16 protein-coding genes are annotated in these 16,656 nt (G+C 31.9%); 11 read left to right on the plus strand and 5 right to left on the minus strand.

Translation table 11 applies throughout. The annotated features are described in order from the left end of the window. Positions 1-275: 275 nt before the first annotated feature. A complete protein-coding gene (locus CVU84_13440; protein PKM93907.1) occupies positions 276-2,792 on the plus strand; it encodes a hypothetical protein in 2,517 nt (838 codons plus the stop codon). Between the two features lie 264 nt (positions 2,793-3,056). Then, positions 3,057-3,686, plus strand: coding sequence for a hypothetical protein (locus CVU84_13445; GenBank protein PKM93908.1), 630 nt, complete (start codon positions 3,057-3,059; stop codon positions 3,684-3,686). A gap of 56 nt (positions 3,687-3,742) precedes the next feature. Here CVU84_13445 and CVU84_13450 read toward each other — a convergent pair whose 3' ends face one another. Then, positions 3,743-4,003, minus strand: a complete 261-nt coding sequence (locus CVU84_13450; GenBank protein ID PKM93909.1) for a hypothetical protein — start codon at positions 4,001-4,003, stop codon at positions 3,743-3,745. Positions 4,004-4,197: 194 nt separating this feature from the next. Here CVU84_13450 and CVU84_13455 point away from each other — a divergent pair, with 194 nt between their 5' ends. From CVU84_13455 to CVU84_13485, 7 genes are all read left to right on the plus strand, one after another. Then, entirely contained in the window at positions 4,198-4,497 is a 300-nt protein-coding gene (locus CVU84_13455) for a hypothetical protein (protein PKM93910.1), read from the plus strand. A gap of 1 nt (position 4,498) precedes the next feature. Continuing rightward, positions 4,499-4,909 carry a hypothetical protein gene (locus CVU84_13460; GenBank protein ID PKM93911.1) on the plus strand — a complete coding sequence of 137 codons (411 nt, stop codon included), beginning with the start codon at positions 4,499-4,501 and terminating at the stop codon, positions 4,907-4,909. Between the two features lie 35 nt (positions 4,910-4,944). Then, positions 4,945-5,499: a hypothetical protein gene (locus CVU84_13465; GenBank protein ID PKM93912.1), complete on the plus strand. Its 555-nt coding sequence runs from the start codon at positions 4,945-4,947 to the stop codon at positions 5,497-5,499. A 427-nt stretch (positions 5,500-5,926) separates the two neighbouring features. After that, positions 5,927-6,640 (plus strand): DNA-binding response regulator, encoded by a 714-nt coding sequence (locus CVU84_13470; GenBank protein ID PKM93913.1) that lies wholly within the window; start codon positions 5,927-5,929, stop codon positions 6,638-6,640. Between the two features lie 336 nt (positions 6,641-6,976). Next, positions 6,977-7,684: a hypothetical protein gene (locus tag CVU84_13475; protein PKM93914.1), complete on the plus strand. Its 708-nt coding sequence runs from the start codon at positions 6,977-6,979 to the stop codon at positions 7,682-7,684. A 291-nt stretch (positions 7,685-7,975) separates the two neighbouring features. After that, on the plus strand, positions 7,976-9,142 hold the full coding sequence (locus CVU84_13480) for a hypothetical protein (protein ID PKM93915.1): 1,167 nt from the start codon (positions 7,976-7,978) through the stop codon (positions 9,140-9,142). A 14-nt stretch (positions 9,143-9,156) separates the two neighbouring features. Continuing rightward, positions 9,157-10,149, plus strand: coding sequence for a hypothetical protein (locus CVU84_13485; GenBank protein PKM93916.1), 993 nt, complete (start codon positions 9,157-9,159; stop codon positions 10,147-10,149). Between the two features lie 289 nt (positions 10,150-10,438). Here the strand turns inward: CVU84_13485 and CVU84_13490 are convergent, their stop codons facing one another. From CVU84_13490 to CVU84_13500, 3 genes are all read right to left on the minus strand, one after another. Beyond that, positions 10,439-10,879, minus strand: a complete 441-nt coding sequence (locus CVU84_13490; GenBank protein ID PKM93917.1) for a hypothetical protein — start codon at positions 10,877-10,879, stop codon at positions 10,439-10,441. A gap of 335 nt (positions 10,880-11,214) precedes the next feature. Continuing rightward, on the minus strand, positions 11,215-11,955 hold the full coding sequence (locus CVU84_13495) for an AAA family ATPase (protein ID PKM93918.1): 741 nt from the start codon (positions 11,953-11,955) through the stop codon (positions 11,215-11,217). Further along, a complete protein-coding gene (locus CVU84_13500; GenBank protein ID PKM93919.1) occupies positions 11,955-13,331 on the minus strand; it encodes a transposase in 1,377 nt (458 codons plus the stop codon). The genes CVU84_13495 and CVU84_13500 overlap by 1 nt, the downstream gene beginning before the upstream one ends. Before the next feature lie 382 nt (positions 13,332-13,713). Between CVU84_13500 and CVU84_13505 the strand changes: the two genes are divergently transcribed. Next, positions 13,714-14,226 carry a ferritin gene (locus CVU84_13505; GenBank protein ID PKM93920.1) on the plus strand — a complete coding sequence of 171 codons (513 nt, stop codon included), beginning with the start codon at positions 13,714-13,716 and terminating at the stop codon, positions 14,224-14,226. A 289-nt stretch (positions 14,227-14,515) separates the two neighbouring features. Further along, positions 14,516-16,096: a hypothetical protein gene (locus CVU84_13510; protein PKM93921.1), complete on the plus strand. Its 1,581-nt coding sequence runs from the start codon at positions 14,516-14,518 to the stop codon at positions 16,094-16,096. Positions 16,097-16,294: 198 nt separating this feature from the next. Here CVU84_13510 and CVU84_13515 read toward each other — a convergent pair whose 3' ends face one another. Further along, positions 16,295-16,540, minus strand: a complete 246-nt coding sequence (locus tag CVU84_13515; protein PKM93922.1) for a hypothetical protein — start codon at positions 16,538-16,540, stop codon at positions 16,295-16,297. Between the last annotated feature and the right edge of the window lie 116 nt (positions 16,541-16,656).

The raw sequence follows: 16,656 nt of genomic DNA on the forward strand, positions 1-16,656 counted from the left end.
ATTGATTGCCATGTCTATCTTTAATGGGTAATCCTGATTCTATCCATAACAAAATAACTCTGCAGACGATTGATTAGTAGTGACATATGTGGTAAAATATTCAAGTAATTCATTATAAAACCCTATAAATCGACACAATTGAAGATCAGACATAAAATTTGGGTGTAAATATCTAAGTGATCGTTTAAATTTCAGCAAATTTACATTGCATTTAAGAACACTAAATCGCGTTAACTTTAACCCGTAATCAAAAACATTTATGGAGGTAATCGTTTATGAAGAAAAGTTTGGTAATGCTGTTAGTTCTTGTTTTCGCATTGAGTACAATAATTAGTACCTCAACGACAATGGCTTCGTCTGAATCATTTACATCAATTGAAAAAGAAGTAGAATACGCATTTATACCTGATGATTTAGAGCAGGATGGACAGAATCCAATTACTCGGGCTGAGTTTTGTAAAATCAGTGTCACTTTATATGACTATTTGAAAAACAAATCATCCCAACAGGATATTGCATCTCTTGATACTCTTCTGGAAAATCCATTTTCTGACACAAGTGACACTTATGTAATAAAGGCATATAGTATGGGTATTATTTCATTGTCAGCAGATGGCAAATTCCGACCACAGGACCCACTTACGCTACAAGAAAAAGCCGTGATGCTTTATAACACATTGCTTAAGCTTGATCCGACACTCGATGCAGATATGGACCAACAGTTAGATTTAACTAACGCAGATCAAATTAGCCCTTGGGCGTTGAAAGCTATAAACTATTTAAACACTCATGATATTTTAGTTTCGAATAGTGATAATAATATAAATTCTATCGACACTATCAATAGAGAGGATTCACACGAAATAACAGCAAAATTAGTGGAACACAAACTAAAATTAGATGGCACATTGTCAAGCATTGAAGAAGAATTAAAGTATGACTTTATTCCGGATCAATTGGAGAAAAACACTTCTGAATACATAACTCGTGAGCAATTTTGTGAAGTAATTATTACATTATATGAATATCTAAAACAAACATCAACAGATACGCCGCTAAATCAAACAGCAATATCAACAGTAAACCCATTTTCTGATACCGATAACCCCTATGTCATTAAGGCATATGCATTAGGACTTATTTCTGGTGTGAATAATGACAAATTTAATCCAAAGGATAACATAACTGTTCAAGAGAAAGCCGTAATGCTCTATAACACGCTACTACTACTAGATCCAAAAATTGCGTCTGATATTGGGCGAGAATTAAACTGTGCTGACCAAGAAGAAATCAGTCCATGGGCAATAGATGCAATCACATATTTGAATACACATAATATTCTCGTTATTGACGAGAACAATGAGCTTAATCCTTTAGATACTATTAGAACCAGCGAGTCCCATGAAATAACAGCAAAAGCAGTAGATTATCAACTAACCAATGAGAATTTGCTTACAAATTATCTGTTATTTGGTTATCATGTCACTGCAAGTGGACCTATTAATGCTGGAGAAGTCAATAAGAGAGCCCCTATACTAGATCGAGTAAAACTAGACGCAACAAATTATGTTCAAAGCAGTCCACTATATGCTTCTAATATTTTAGATACAGTTTCAAATAAAGCGTCTGAATTCTACAAAGAATTAAATGTTGATGCAAAAGTATCTTATAGCGGAATTCTGTATAGTGGTAGTATCACCGCTGATTACGGAGTAAATAGTAAGATGAATGAAAAAGAAGTTTTAATTAAGCACGTTGAACTTCATCCTGTTTCGGAAAAAATATTAGAATGTACAAATGAGCAAATTAAAGAGCTACTTTCTGAGGGCTTCAAAGCAGATCTAACAAAACTGACTCCAAAGGAAATATTTGATAAATATGGTACCCATTTGATTACTCGATATTCATTAGGTGGCAGATTAGATTTGAATTACAAATTTACGAATGTAAATAATCGATCTGAATCGGACATATCGGTAGCAGCAAAAGCGTCCTATGCAGGTAGTAAAGGTACGGTTGATGTTCATACAAAAGAACTTGTCGATGAATTGGTTAGTAATTCTAAATTGGTATTCAGAGGGATTGGTGGGAATGGAATCACTGGAACTTCAGTAGACCAACTTAATAGTCAATATGCTGAATGGGTTAAAACTTTGGATGATAAACCAGACATATGCTATGTCAATGATTTTAAAAATTCCATGGTTCCGATCTGGGAATTGGTAGATGATGCAAATATATCTCAAGCTTTAAAAGATGAGTTCGATAGCTATGTAGCAGGTGCTAATAGCATGATCAATGGGTATGATTTCGTTTATGTTCCTGCACCTCCGACAAAGCAGTATATTGTTGATATAATTGTTGTTACAGATGGAAACAATGCTAATGCTCTTGCTAAAATCCCAACTGGCTATAAAACGGTTTGCCTCAACACCAAAATTGGTGGAGACAAGAATGTTGAACGCCTTGAAGCCAATTCAGGTGCCGGTGGAGATTTTATATATATTGCCTATTTGCTAGGTACAGATATAACAAAAGCCATAAGAGATATCAAGATTCTCGAGGGTGGTAAGTCAGGATATACAAAAATAAATATAGATTTAAACAGAAACGCTGGTGGAAAATATATCTATTTGAATTACAGTCGAACCATCGGTTCGCCACTTACTGCAATCAGTGGCTATTACGGTGAGAAGTATTCCATGCCCGCTGGATGGAGCGCACCTTCATCTAACATGGACTTAAATAAAGGTGCAGGTGGAAAATATATTTACTTAATGCTCAAGCATTAAACAGATTTTCTTTTAACAGTAAATATTAGCAAAATAAAACAGGACGGATCAAGTGATACTTTAATAACGGATCAATTTACGAATGCTTTTTATTTGTTTGGTTACTACATTTACTATGAAACCAGTAGGTTTATAAGACGTCGCAAAACTCTTAATCAGGGTGCCCCCGGTTCGAACCCGGGGTGGCGTACTACTGAAAACGACTTGCTTAATTACTTGAATGTGATTTGAGCAGGTTTTTTTTGCATTTGCAATTAATAAAACATGGAGGTGTTTAATATGAGATTCAAGCAACTTATTATTGGTGTTTTAATTGGTCTTATTACTTTTGGGAGTATAAGCTCCTTATCAAAAAGCGAGAATTTATCTATACCTATTACTTATGAGAACATCAAAATAACCATCGATGGAAAAGAATCAACATCTAATGTTGAGCCATTTATTTATAATGGTAGCACATTTGTTCCAGTTAGGTTTGTATCAGAAGCATTAGGTGCAAAAGTCGATTGGATTAAATCAACCAATACTGTCGAAATCGTAAATACCATTAGAAATGAAAATTTAAATTTGCTTAGTCAAATAGAAGTACTTAAAAATAATTTAGATACAGCTGAAATTAAATTGGATGAAGCCAAAGATGATATAGATTATTATAAAAATAAATATGATTCACTGCTTGAATCTTCTACACAAACATATACTCCCCCTAAGTCCATTGAAACGACGGATTCCCTTGAAGATGATAAGGAAGTAATTGTATATATAACAAAAACAGGTGAAAAATATCACTCTTCAGGATGTAGGTATTTAAGTAGAAGTAAGATATCAATAAGTTTAAATAATGCAAAATCGCAAGGCTATGGTGCATGCAGTGTATGCAATCCTCCAAGATAGAGTATAAATAAACAAAAGCACTTAGTTCAATAAGTTGAATTAGGTGCTTAAATGTTCTAGAAATATATTTCGGTTGTTTTAACTTCTGAATGACCCATTAATTTCGATAAATGATAAATATCTCCTTTTTGACTGATTAGAAAATTAGTTGCATAGGTATGCCGACATAAATGTGCGTGCACTCTTGGAACATACCTTTTTAACTCTTGGAACATCATCTTGATACAATTCTTTCCAAGTGGCTCATTATTCCTATCTAAAAATAAATATTTCTCTTTTGCATTTGTTGGTGTTCTTCTTTTGATATATTTAATCATATGTTGGTGTGCATTACTTCCAAAGGGAAAATGCGTCAGGTTGCCTCATGCAGGCTAACATATGCTAACCTATTGTCAAGAGGATTTTTCAAAGTGTACTCTGTAACTCCTAATAAATATAATTAATATTTTAACATACATTGACTTTAACAATATTAAGGTCTATATTTAATATTATTAAAGGAGGCGATAACATGGCTATTGAAATTGTACCGAATTGGATGACTAATTTAGAGGAGGAGGATATTTCCTTTATTAAAAGTTTTATTATGTCATCAGGTTCGTTAAAAGAAATTGCAAAACAATATGAGGTGACTTACCCTACAGTAAGATTACGCTTAGATAGGTTAATACAAAAAATACAAATTAGCGAACAAGCTGAAAAGGAACCATATATTGCTTTGGTAAAACGATTAGCAGTGAATGATAAGCTGGATTTTGATACAGCTAAAATTCTGATATCTGAATATAAAAAAATAAAAGGAGTGAATTAACATGAAAATAGTAATAACCTTGGTTTTGTTTTTGGCTTTAATAATAGGGTCGGTGGTATTACAAATATTTTTATCTAAAAGAGAAAATAGATGGGTAGGATTAATTTTGCCAATTATATGTTTAATAATAGCAACAGTAACTGCATTAGGATTCGGAACTTTTTCTACTGTCATTCGTACATCTACGATTAAATCTATGGATGAAAACGTAAATATAATTGCAAATGAAATACAAGTTGTTGACGAAGTTGCTGATATTGATGTAAATTTCCTGCCCGTTATAGTTAGCGTTATAACCTTGTTTTTGCTCTGTAATATTCCTACAATCATATTAATAGCAATTTATTTTGGGTGCAGAGAAAAGAAAAAAACGGATAATGCTTTGAATAAGATGAAAATACAAGATTTGTAACCAGCTCGGCAGTAGTGCCCCTTAGGAGGAAAATTATGAATAGAATATCATCTCTAATGCTTGCCTGCATTATTCTGCTTACTAATATTACAGGGTGCGGAAATATTGCTAAGACAAAAAAACTAGAAGGAAATAATAGTTGGTTAGAGCCAAACTTTCCTTATTCTGTTGGAAAATCATTATCGTTTGCTATAAAAAATAAAGACATTGAAGATAAATATGGTTTGCCACAAAAAACTGAGCAAAAAGGTGAATACATCTATCAGTTGTGGGACATGAAAGATGAAAGTAAGATAGTTGCAATATTTGATAAAGGATACATTTTTCAATTTATTTGGCAATATAAAGGTATTCTTTCTATACAATCTTTTGAAGATTTAATAGAAAACGAAAGTAACTATAATGATGTATTATTAATTGACCCTTATGCTTACTTTTTTTCATTTGAGGATATTTCTTTTAGCGAGCATAGAGTAGCTGGTGGTAAAATAATTCATATTGACTATGAAAAGAAAAAGAATGACTTGATTGTAAAAAGCATTAAAAATGAGGATGATTCATATGATTTTTATTCTTTAATAGAAAACTAATTTGCATATTAAGGTCTCTTTTTGGCAGACTTTCTTTTGAACCATTCAAATGGCCCAAGTTGCTTCTATATTTAAAGTGACTACGCCTAATATGAATTATCCGAACTTATTGTTTATAGACTTAATGCGCTACATAGAATAGAATAAAAGTTTGTATGGAAGGGATTAATTAACATATAAAATACGTTTTAATATTTTGTTCTTGTAAAATAAACACATTTATTGTATAATCGTGCAATAGATATATAGAGATTTTTGAGGGTGAGAAAATAAAACCATATACAGATAAAAAGAAGCATCATTTTGTATGATGCTCATATTTGGCATATAAAATAGCCCTCAATTAAGTTGTTGATTTATTTAGTTTTTAATGAAACTAATGATTCAATGGTATTTAATCTGAGGACTTTTTATTTGAGGGAAAGGAGTGAAAACGGTGAAAATATTGATTGTTGAAGATGAGGTAAATATTCGCAATGGTTTAGTTAAGATAGTAAAGAATATTAATGAGAATCTAGATGTTTATGAGACTGGAGCTGCAGGTGAAGGATTAATAATTGCTGAAACAGAAGCAATAGATGCTTTTTTTCTAGACATCCAGTTAAAAGATGATTACACCGGACTTTGGCTAGCTGAACAAATTAGAGAATTAGAAAGGTATAAATTTACACCCATTATATTTATTACAGGAGTTCATTGTAGAGAACTTGAAGCATTTAGAAGCATTCAATGTTACAAGTACATATTAAAACCATTTACTGAAATTGAAGTTGCTCGGATATTTCGAGATGTTATAACTCATGGAATAGTCGAAAGAAAAACACCTGATATTATTAAGATTAAAGAAAAAGGATTTACCTATGTTATGAATCAAGATGATTTAATCTACGTTGAGTCTAGAAAAAGAAAATTATTTATTTCAACAATTTATGAAGAAACAGATATTACATCTTATTCACTGATTAGATTATCACAAAATTTATCAGAGAAGTTTATACAATGCCATAAGTGCTTTATTGTAAATCGGTCTTATATTAGAAAAATTGATCGAATAAATGACGCTATTTATGTCCATAAAAAGGAAGAACCCATACCAATTGGCAGAAAATACAAAGAAAGAATAAGGGATTTGGCAAAATAAATATTTTTTTACAAGTAAGCATGTTTAAACGACACCTATAGTTGTAACAAACGATAAATTAGCATAAATAATGTCGTTGGTAGGGCTATAGGTGTTGTTTGCACAAAACGGGTTGTTTTTTGTGGGGTTATATATATAATAAGATTAAACTCTTATGGACAAAACTTAGATCTGTTTTGAACAAGTACATTGAGTAGATAGGTTAGTTCAATATAATAAATAATAGTTTCATGCTTGATTAATAAACGGGAAGTAACTTAATGTTGTTTCCCAAGTAATTATTACCCTTGTAGTATAAAATAAAAAAATTCAGATTGTATTGGTTGGAGGAGAAAAATGAAAAGAAAATTTATGTTTTTTTTAATTTTTTTAAGCATATTGGTATTTGCTGGTTGCAACAAAGATAAGAGTTATAATAATCAAATAAGTAGTCTTCAGATAGAGACTGCAAAATTAAAAGAAGAGATTAAAGAAAAAGAGAGAGTAATTGCTGAATACAGCCTTGAATTTGGAGAATTAAATAAACCTATTGAAACACAAGATGGAACTCAATTATATGAGCAGGCAATGATTAAAGAAGAGTTGCATAGAAGTAGGGATGAAATAAGGTTATATAATGAAGAACTCATTCGAATAGGCTCAGAATATGATATTGCCATTGATAGGAAGGTTCTTAATATGGTGCAACCTGAAACGGTTAAGGTTGGCGATAGAATAGCAGGTTTAGTTGTTGCTTTTTCATCTAGTGATGATTATGGTGTCGAGTATGACATAAAATTTGATGGTGATCTTTCAGTTGAATTAGTAATAAAATATAATCCAATGTTTGATCAGTTTTTTGGTACTACGAATGAACTTGATAGTATCCCTTATGTTAAAGATATAGACTCCGAATCTACTACATTTTTAATAAATGATCCTAATAATATCTTAAAAAATGTTAAGGATGGAGATACAATTATTGCTAAATTTAAAGAATATGAAATTAGAAGAATGAATGGAAAACCTCTTCCTGATGCGGCAACAATTATAGCAATTGAATAACAACAAATAGAGCTTTCAATAATTGGAATATCAGTATAATCTATTTAATGTTTATTATTCTTTAAAAATATTTAGTTACTAATACGATTGAGAAATAATTAATTCATACTATTTATAGAAGAACTGTTTTAATTACTTAGATATTTTCATTGATGGCGCGCGTCAATGGTAAAATAAAAAAAGCTAATTAAGGAGACGTGATAAGTAAAATCAGTAGTTTAATATATAGGGAATAATAGCTTTGATTTGGTAAGTATTAATTTAATCTTTTAAGAAAGGTGAAGGTGATTTATGAAAAAATTAAAATGTATTGTTTTCATCATGATTGGCATAGTAATTTTAAGTTCTTCTATATTTGCGACCAAAGTATCTGAATGGAAAAAACATTCGGATAAAAAGTTTTTTGATTATCATAATAATTCTGTTTTAGTTGAGATAAAAGACGGCAATAAACAATATTATACTTACGGAGATGATGGTGCCTTAATTAATGTTGACGCAGCTATCATCAAATCTAATTATAAAGATAAAGATTATAATTTTACAGTACTTAACGATGAGAAGGGATTAATTGGCATAGAAACATCAGATGATAGTAAGTATACTAAAACTAATAAAAAACTAAATAGATTCCTTTTGGTTGATAATGTTACTAATGAAATATTCGAAATTAATCCAAAGTCTTTAGAAGTTACATCTTTAATTGAGCCATCAATTAATGGAGTAGAGAAAACAGATTTTGATAATAGTATTGAAGATAAAAAGAATATTGCTTTATATTGGGCAATTAATCCATTAATCAATGAAGAAGGTAATTATATGATCTACTGGTCCAATAAATACCTCGATAAAGGAAAAGCAAAGATTAGACCTGGTATTTGGCTATACTCCTTTGAAAACAATAAAGAAGAAAGAATTGATACATCTGTTAGCGATGAAGAAGGAATTGGACCTAATTCATTTTATTGGCTAGATAATAAAACATTAGTATATGACACTGTTACAATTAATGGGGATATTGAATACTATATATATTCTATTAGTGATAATAGTTGTAAACTACTTAGGACTTTTCCTTCATCGGTAAATGTATACTATGAGAATGGATTCTTAGTGTATAATGATGGATCAAATGGTATTACATTAAATTACTATAATATAAAAAATGACACTGAATCAAGCTACCTCTTTGAAAAGCAAGTTAACTCGATTAACCCAAGCTTAATAAAAGTATCTGATGTTGGAAAACTTGCATATCCTGTAGATGGTAATAGTATATTAATAATTGATACTACGACTGGTTCAACAATAGAAATAGAGGCTCCTATTAAAGCAGAGTTAATAAAAGTTAATCAATGGATTGACAATAATAAAATTTCTATTTACTTAATGACAGATGTATATGATCAATCTTCAGGTAGCACATATGTTATTAATGTAGAAGAAACTACTAATTAAGGGAGGGGGAGACTATGAAAATACGTATATCTAAAGTAATATCATTAAGCCTTTTGTTAATATTACTTACAACTCAATTATCATTTGCTATATCAACTAACAGTAAGGTTGGTTATTCAGACATTTTAGCGATAACTTCATATGCTAAATTTTCTACTCCATTTAGATCTTCATCATCAGGTCCACAAGTAGATACATATGTTGTTAATGAAAAATTTGCTCAGATGAGGTTAAGTAGAAACGATACGCACCAAGGAATTGATTTTTCTTGCCCTCGGAATACACCTATATATTCTGTATATTCTGGAACAGTCAAAATTGTAAACACAAGTAATGCAGATGTAAAATTTGTAATTATACAACATGATTACGATACTTCATCTAATACACGATACATTTATTCTGTTTATGTACATATGAATACCATTGCTGTTAAAGCAGGAGATTACGTGTATCAAGGGCAGTTGATCGGGAACTCAGGACCGCCAACTTCCAATGTATATGGTTATCATCTTCACTTTGGACTTACATCAAATTATAGTAGTAATTACCAATCATTAGTGTGGGTTCCTACTTATAATTTATATAAAACTAGTTCGTTATATTTAAATGGACAAGACTTTGACTATATGTATGGTTATAATTATTCGTCAAGTACTCATGAAGTCAGTATTAATGGTTATTATAAACCCAATAGTACCCTAAATAGATACAAATTGGATACCACAACATTGTATTATAGGAGTTTTGGTTCTTCTAGTAACTGGACAGGTGTTAATATGCCAAGAATCTCTTCTACCGGTTACGGATTTAAATATGACTTAGACAATTTACCGCTTACAACTGGACAAAGAATAGAATACTTTTTTGTCGGGGCAATAAATGCAACAGTTACAGATCCAGGGCAGCATTGGCAATATTTCCCTGCAAAGTATATAGTACCACCAAGCAATCCAAATCCTCCTAGTTCGACATGGCTATATAGCAAATATGCATTTACAAAATAATTAATCTTAGGGCATGGTTTTATTATAATAAAGCCATGCCATCATTTTTTTATTGATTATCTATATCAAAGAAATATGCTTTTGCAAATGCATATAATAGTAGTCGAACACCTTCTGCTGTACACCATATAATTGCACAGCCAGCTTCTGCAGCAGCTCCAGCTTGAGTCATATAATAAGAATATATCTAATATTAATAATGGTAGAAATACTGTTCCGGTCTCAGCCAGTCTTGTTAGTCAACTACAGCAACGCAGACAATTAAACGATTAAGCGCAATAGTTATCCATCATTCAATGCCTATTACAGTATCAAATGCTATTTGTTGATTATTCTTATACAATCCAATTGTATCTGTTGTGTCTTTCGTAAGAATCTCATATATCTGTATATTGGAAAGTCCTTTATCCTTATAATCTTCAGTATACAATGCATCAAAATAAATATTTGCAATATTTTTGTCATCTTCTATACGAACATTCTCATAATATACTGCCTCGTCACCTTGAATCGTGTTACTTCCATTCAAAAATAAATATTGTTTCTTATCACCTGTGTTTATAAGATATGCTCCATTTTGACTAATTTTACTTTCAAAAACTTCTTTCAAATTACCCTTAAGTTTTTCTATATTCACGGGTTTTAGAATTGCATTCTCAACACTCTCTTTTTTGCATCCGACTAAAACCAATAAGATTAATACTAATATCCAAATACATTTCTTCCTCATTCAAACGCCTCCCTCAAAATGCTACATGTTTTGTAATGCATTTTATTCTATTATGAATTAATTAATTTCACATAACGTTTATATCTATGACCTCCAAGTCATAAACATTTTTAATTATTATATCATATGCGTATTTTTATATAAATTTATTTTTTCTTATTCGGTCTTCATTCATCTAAAGATTTACAACTTATATATTACTTTTTGGAACAATAGAAACCGAGATTGAAGTCAAAATGTAAACGTCAACCAAAATTTGAGCCAGTTGATCATGGAATTTTGAGCCACAGTGATTATGAAAAAGTGAGCCACTTTGCTCACGAATTTCTGAGCCACTAGTTCAACGACTTACTTAATCGATAGGAATCACCATTCATGTTCAGAATATGTGATTTATAAGTTACACGATCAATTAATGCGTTGGTTAGCAAAGTATCGGGGAAGAATTCTTCCCATTTAGAGAACTCTAAGTTTGTGGAGATTATAAGGCTACCACGCTCTGATCTTTCAGATATTACCTGAAAAAGCAACTCTGATTGATACTTATTGAATGATAGATAAGATAGTTCATCCAAGATAAGTAAATCAACATTTGAGATTTGGCGCATTAACTTTCCTAATCGCTGATTGGATTCAGCTTCTGTCAGTTGAGTTGCTAGCATGGCTGCAGTGATGAAACATACTTTATACCCAGCAAGACAAGCTTTTAGACCAAGAGCAATCGATAAATGAGTTTTACCTGTGCCAGGATTTCCAATAAGAATGATATTTTCTTTCTTGGAGACGAAATCACAACTGGCCAGCTCTAATATAAAATTTGGTTCAATATGACGGAGTCTAGAAATTTCAAACTCTTCTAATGATTTTTCAAACGGAAACTTCGCTAAATGTTTGAGTCGTATTAGCTTATTCAGTTTCCTGTTAGTAGCTTCTTTTTCGAGAAGTGAAAGCAAGAAATCTTCGTATGACTTTTGATTTTCTGTAGCTTCTCTAAGGAGCTGGTCATAAGAGCTGAACGTTGATAATTTCATATATTTCGCTAGGAGTTTGATCCGTTGACTGGAAATAGAAACCATTAAATGCTCACCTCCTTAATCAGCTGATCATACTTATGAAGTTTGGTAGGAATAACTGTAATTTCAGAGGTTTCTTTTGTTGCATTTGAGCTTTTTAAATGTGCCAACAGAAGCTGCTGACCATTTGGTTGCCTAACAAAGGATTGTAATATTTCTTTGGGCACAAACTGTCTGACGGGTGCTGTATTGAATAATGCCCTCGGTCTAGCTTCAAGTAAAGTTAAGTAGTGATCAATGTCATATTTCTTTTCGTGTTGGAGATAAGAGCGTTCATGTGTTGCAATAATAGTGCTTTTATAATAAACAGAAATGTTTGTTGCAGATGCTTTTACAAGAACTTCTTTACCGGCATATTCTGTTGGAACTGAATATTTGTTGGTTTTAAATGTAACCAATGAATAGGTATTAACTTGAGTGTAAAAAGCCAGTTCAGCATGATACGAATATCTGGGTAATGGCAATAGTGAAGATTTTTCTAAGTCATAGTTTTCGCCAACAGTACCTGTTCTACCTTTAATAGTATGGCTAACATAATCCTTGCATTTATGTATGAGAACGGTGTTAAGTTGTTCTAGTGAATCTACTTTAGGCATTGGAACAAGGGTGTTTCTTCTGACATATCCGACGAGATTTTCAACCAAGCCCTTCTCATGTCCGCTGCTTGGATTGCAATAGTTAGTTAAGAACGCATAGTGCGCTTTTAACTCCAGATAACGCTTCGCTTCTTGCTTTACATAGGCACCAAGGCCTTCTTTAACTACTACTTTTGCATTATCAAAGATTATTCGTTTTGGAGTACCGTGAAAAAATTCAAATGCTGCTATATGTCCTTCAAGAAAGCATTCCTCGTTTTCGGCATAAAAAGATTTTACAAAGAAATGACCGCTATAGCATAGGCGCATACAAAAGATTTTGATAGTTCTACGTACGCCTTTTATGTATGCATAGGCAGTACCAAAGTCAATTTGTGCCGCCTCACCTGGATCAAACTCAAGAGGAATGAAAGCATCATTATGTTGGTCTCGAAGTGCTCTAACAACTTTTCGAATGTTTGATTCGCTACCATTGAAACTTAGTTCTTCTTGCAAGCGTTGATGAATTCTCGTAGCTGTGTGTTTTTGTTTCTTTACATTATGCGAGTTATCTTCATCAAAACAACTAAAAATAAAATTTCTAACTTCATCGGTAATAACAGGAGGTCGCCTAGCCGTATAGGATTTGCGTTCCCAAGGCACATAGGTGCCATCACAGTACTTTGAAACAGTATTTCTAGAGATGTTTAACCTGTTAGCAATTGCTCTTTGGGACAACCCTTCAACAATGGAGAGGTGTCTGATTTGTTCATAAAGTTCCACGTCAATTTTCACGCCTTTCACGCTCCTATACGATGTTTTATGATAATATCATACAGGAAAATCTGGTTGAGTGGCTCAAAAATTGATGATCGTTTATGCTAAAAGTGGCTCACTATTATAATAGCGTTTACAGTCAAAATTAATAAAATGAGTATTGGCAAATTCACACAGTTAAGGTATAATAAGTATTATGCAATAATCATTATCCAAGAATGCTTAAGAATGAAATGAGTAAAGAACGAATAATCTAAGAAATAATACATCCTTTATAAATTGCATTTATAAAGGATTGAAACTATTAACTATGGAACTTTGTTTTGCAATTAGCTGAAACAACATAGAGTAATTCAATACAGAGTATCCACATATTTTGAGGGAAATCCCTACAGAAAAGAGGTATTTAATGGGCAAGATAGCAAGAGAAATTTCACATTTAGATGTTGATGCATTGATACAAATGCTGAATGAAGCTTTATCTGAAGAATGGTTAGCGTATTACCAATATTGGATTGGTGCAAGAGTAATGGAAGGCCCAATGAGAAGTGAAATCGAACCTGAACTATTATTACATGCTACAGAAGAACTTGGGCATGCGGTTATGGTCGTTGATCGAATTCTTCAATTAGGAGGAACACCTGTGTTAACCCCAGAAGATTGGACTAAATTTGCAAAATGTGCATACGAGGTGCCAACAGATCCTTATGTGGAAGCTATATTAGAGCAAAACTTAAGAGGGGAAAGATGTGCCATTGAAAGATATCAACAAATTGCAGAGTTTACTTATGGCAAGGATCATACTACATATAAAATTGCCACAACGATCTTATCCGATGAATTAGAGCATGAACATGATATCGAAGATTTTATAAATGATATCTCTCGTTTAAAGGATGATATTAAAAAGTTCAGAATGTAAAACAACGCTGAATTTAGTGGGTTTTAACAAGAAAAAGTGACATGAAGAGCGCCTCAAATTTTAGATGCGAATCTAATTTTGGAGGTGTTCTTTTTATGAAAAAGAGCACATTAACAACGGATACCACACATTTATCGTTTCGCATTTCCCCCATCGCCTGTACAAGAAAACAACGCAATTAAAAAGTAATGAATATTATAGAAAAACACAACATAAATTGTTGAATATATAGCAATAGTTTGGTATACTATTATAGTAAAAAATTATAATGCAGAGGGAGAAATACAATATGAAAATGAAAAAAGTTTTAGCGTGTTTATTTGTTATTATTTTAACAACCGGAATGTTTGTAGGATGTAGTACAGAGGAACTTGCACTCTATAAATTATCCAACGATTTAACGACATTAATGTATACAAAACCTGTACAAAGTGAAGGTAAAATTGATCTCCAATTAGATGTTTTGCCAGAGGCAGTAACGGAATATGCAGGAGAGGAAGAAGCTATATTAACAAAAACCTTAGAATTTGTTAAAGCAAACAGTCTTACATATATCATAAAATCAGATGTTGCGAATAAGAAAATAGAAGCGAACTTTAATTTTGTAAATGAAAAAACAAGTGCTAAGATTCCTCTTATGACAGTACTTAGAAATCAAGATATAACATATGTAAAGGTAGATGATTATATCAATTTTATTAAGCAAAACATTACGAATGGAACAGACACCGAGAACAAGGAAGTAAATGCTGAAATTGATAAGTTATTTGGTGATTTGCAATACCTTAGCGTATCAGAAGATGAAATAATTCAATTCTTCAATCAAATGATAACATCATCAATGGGTACGGATGAAACAGTAGCTGCAGAGATGGGTTCAATGTATGAGCAATTGATAAAAGAAAGCTTAGATCCTGCATATGCACTTGAAAAACAAAAGCTTAACAATCAAATAGTTGAGCAACTTCTTCAAAAGGCATATAAGGAATATTCACTTGATATTGTTAAACAAGAAGGCAATAAGTATAGTGTAACTCTTGATGCAACTAATTTAGGGAAAACAGTATTCGGATTTGCTGATTATAGTTTAGAGCATACTGAGGACATAGGAAATACGATTAAAGAATTCCTTAACAACCTAACAGTTGAACAATACAGCATGTTAGTAGGTGCTTATGCTATTGACAATATTAATAAAGAAATGGTAGCGAAAAGTATTGATGACTTGATACTAGATGTAAAGGACAATAAAATAAAGTATAAATCAGCCATTCAACAAGGTTTACTCATGTATGATGGAATGATTAAACAATATATTGATGGGTCCGTAGTGCAAATGACTAAGGGCAAAGAAAGTGATGGAACGTATACATCAGATTTTAAAGCGAGAATTAAAATAAGTGATCCATTAACGCAACTAACGGAATTTGATGCTACTTTAATAATCAATGAAACGGTTAAGGAAATAGCACCTTTTACAGTGCAAGTGCCTACAACAAATGTTACAACATTCACTGAATACTTAAAGCTCATACCTAAAGTGTTATCTGTGGATATTACATCTGAGACATACGACATGATTAATCTAGAAAATGCAATGATGGGATTTTCAGAAGAAATTGAAGTCATAATGATAGATGACTACTCCTATTTACCATTGAGAAAAGTAGTAGAAATGTTTGGAGAAAAAATAGAGTGGGACAATATCAATAAAGTGGCTTATATTGTCAGAGGCGATGTAAAAATCAAGGTAGACAATGTGATAGTTAAAAACTCAACATCATATATTAAAACTAGAGAATTTGAAAAGTTAGGATATACTGTTGGATGGGATGGTGTAACAAAAACGATTAATATTACTAAAAAATAGATAAATGAATTTTTAATCCGAATGACCTCGGCTCGAACTGGGGTGGTATACAATATAAAAAAAGGGTTTGCGAAGCTTTCGCGAACCCTTAGCCTTTTTATCCAGTAGGAAAGTTCTACTTTCCACGAAGCATAGAACAAAGCGTTAGATAGCATAAATTATTATGTAACGCGCTGACAAGCGCTTTGTTTTGTAAATTCAGAGTGTAATCTTTCTTAATATAACCTGTTGAACAGGTACCGGACGATAATAATTTTTTTCTTTTACACTAAATCTGCATCCATCAATAACAATTGTATCTTTATCTATAATTTCACATTGGCTGCCTTCCTTAGTCAACTTTAAGGCTACAGCATTTGTAAGTGCAAGTTTATTAGAATACCTTGCGTCTAATTCAATAATAGTTACGGGAGTAATAATCTTGGCTAATAATCCTTTAATCATAGATTGAATCCTCCTAATTATGAATACAATAATTATATAATATTAAGAATTTCTTTACAACCATTATATGCTCAAAATACCCGTTAACAATGGAATATGTATCTGAAAATTGACAG

Source organism: Firmicutes bacterium HGW-Firmicutes-1 (genome assembly GCA_002841625.1).
Taxonomy (GTDB): domain Bacteria; phylum Bacillota; class Clostridia; order Lachnospirales; family Vallitaleaceae; genus HGW-1.

Coding starts and splice junctions, on each gene's coding strand:
- CVU84_13440 (PKM93907.1), top strand. CDS start 276: ATGAAGAAAAGTTTGGTAATGCTGTTAGTTCTTGTTTTCGCATTGAGT.
- CVU84_13445 (PKM93908.1), top strand. CDS start 3,057: ATGGAGGTGTTTAATATGAGATTCAAGCAACTTATTATTGGTGTTTTA.
- CVU84_13450 (PKM93909.1), bottom strand. CDS start 4,003: ATGATTAAATATATCAAAAGAAGAACACCAACAAATGCAAAAGAGAAA.
- CVU84_13455 (PKM93910.1), top strand. CDS start 4,198: ATGGCTATTGAAATTGTACCGAATTGGATGACTAATTTAGAGGAGGAG.
- CVU84_13460 (PKM93911.1), top strand. CDS start 4,499: ATGAAAATAGTAATAACCTTGGTTTTGTTTTTGGCTTTAATAATAGGG.
- CVU84_13465 (PKM93912.1), top strand. CDS start 4,945: ATGAATAGAATATCATCTCTAATGCTTGCCTGCATTATTCTGCTTACT.
- CVU84_13475 (PKM93914.1), top strand. CDS start 6,977: ATGAAAAGAAAATTTATGTTTTTTTTAATTTTTTTAAGCATATTGGTA.
- CVU84_13480 (PKM93915.1), top strand. CDS start 7,976: ATGAAAAAATTAAAATGTATTGTTTTCATCATGATTGGCATAGTAATT.
- CVU84_13485 (PKM93916.1), top strand. CDS start 9,157: ATGAAAATACGTATATCTAAAGTAATATCATTAAGCCTTTTGTTAATA.
- CVU84_13490 (PKM93917.1), bottom strand. CDS start 10,879: ATGAGGAAGAAATGTATTTGGATATTAGTATTAATCTTATTGGTTTTA.
- CVU84_13495 (PKM93918.1), bottom strand. CDS start 11,955: ATGGTTTCTATTTCCAGTCAACGGATCAAACTCCTAGCGAAATATATG.
- CVU84_13505 (PKM93920.1), top strand. CDS start 13,714: ATGGGCAAGATAGCAAGAGAAATTTCACATTTAGATGTTGATGCATTG.
- CVU84_13510 (PKM93921.1), top strand. CDS start 14,516: ATGAAAATGAAAAAAGTTTTAGCGTGTTTATTTGTTATTATTTTAACA.
- CVU84_13515 (PKM93922.1), bottom strand. CDS start 16,540: ATGATTAAAGGATTATTAGCCAAGATTATTACTCCCGTAACTATTATT.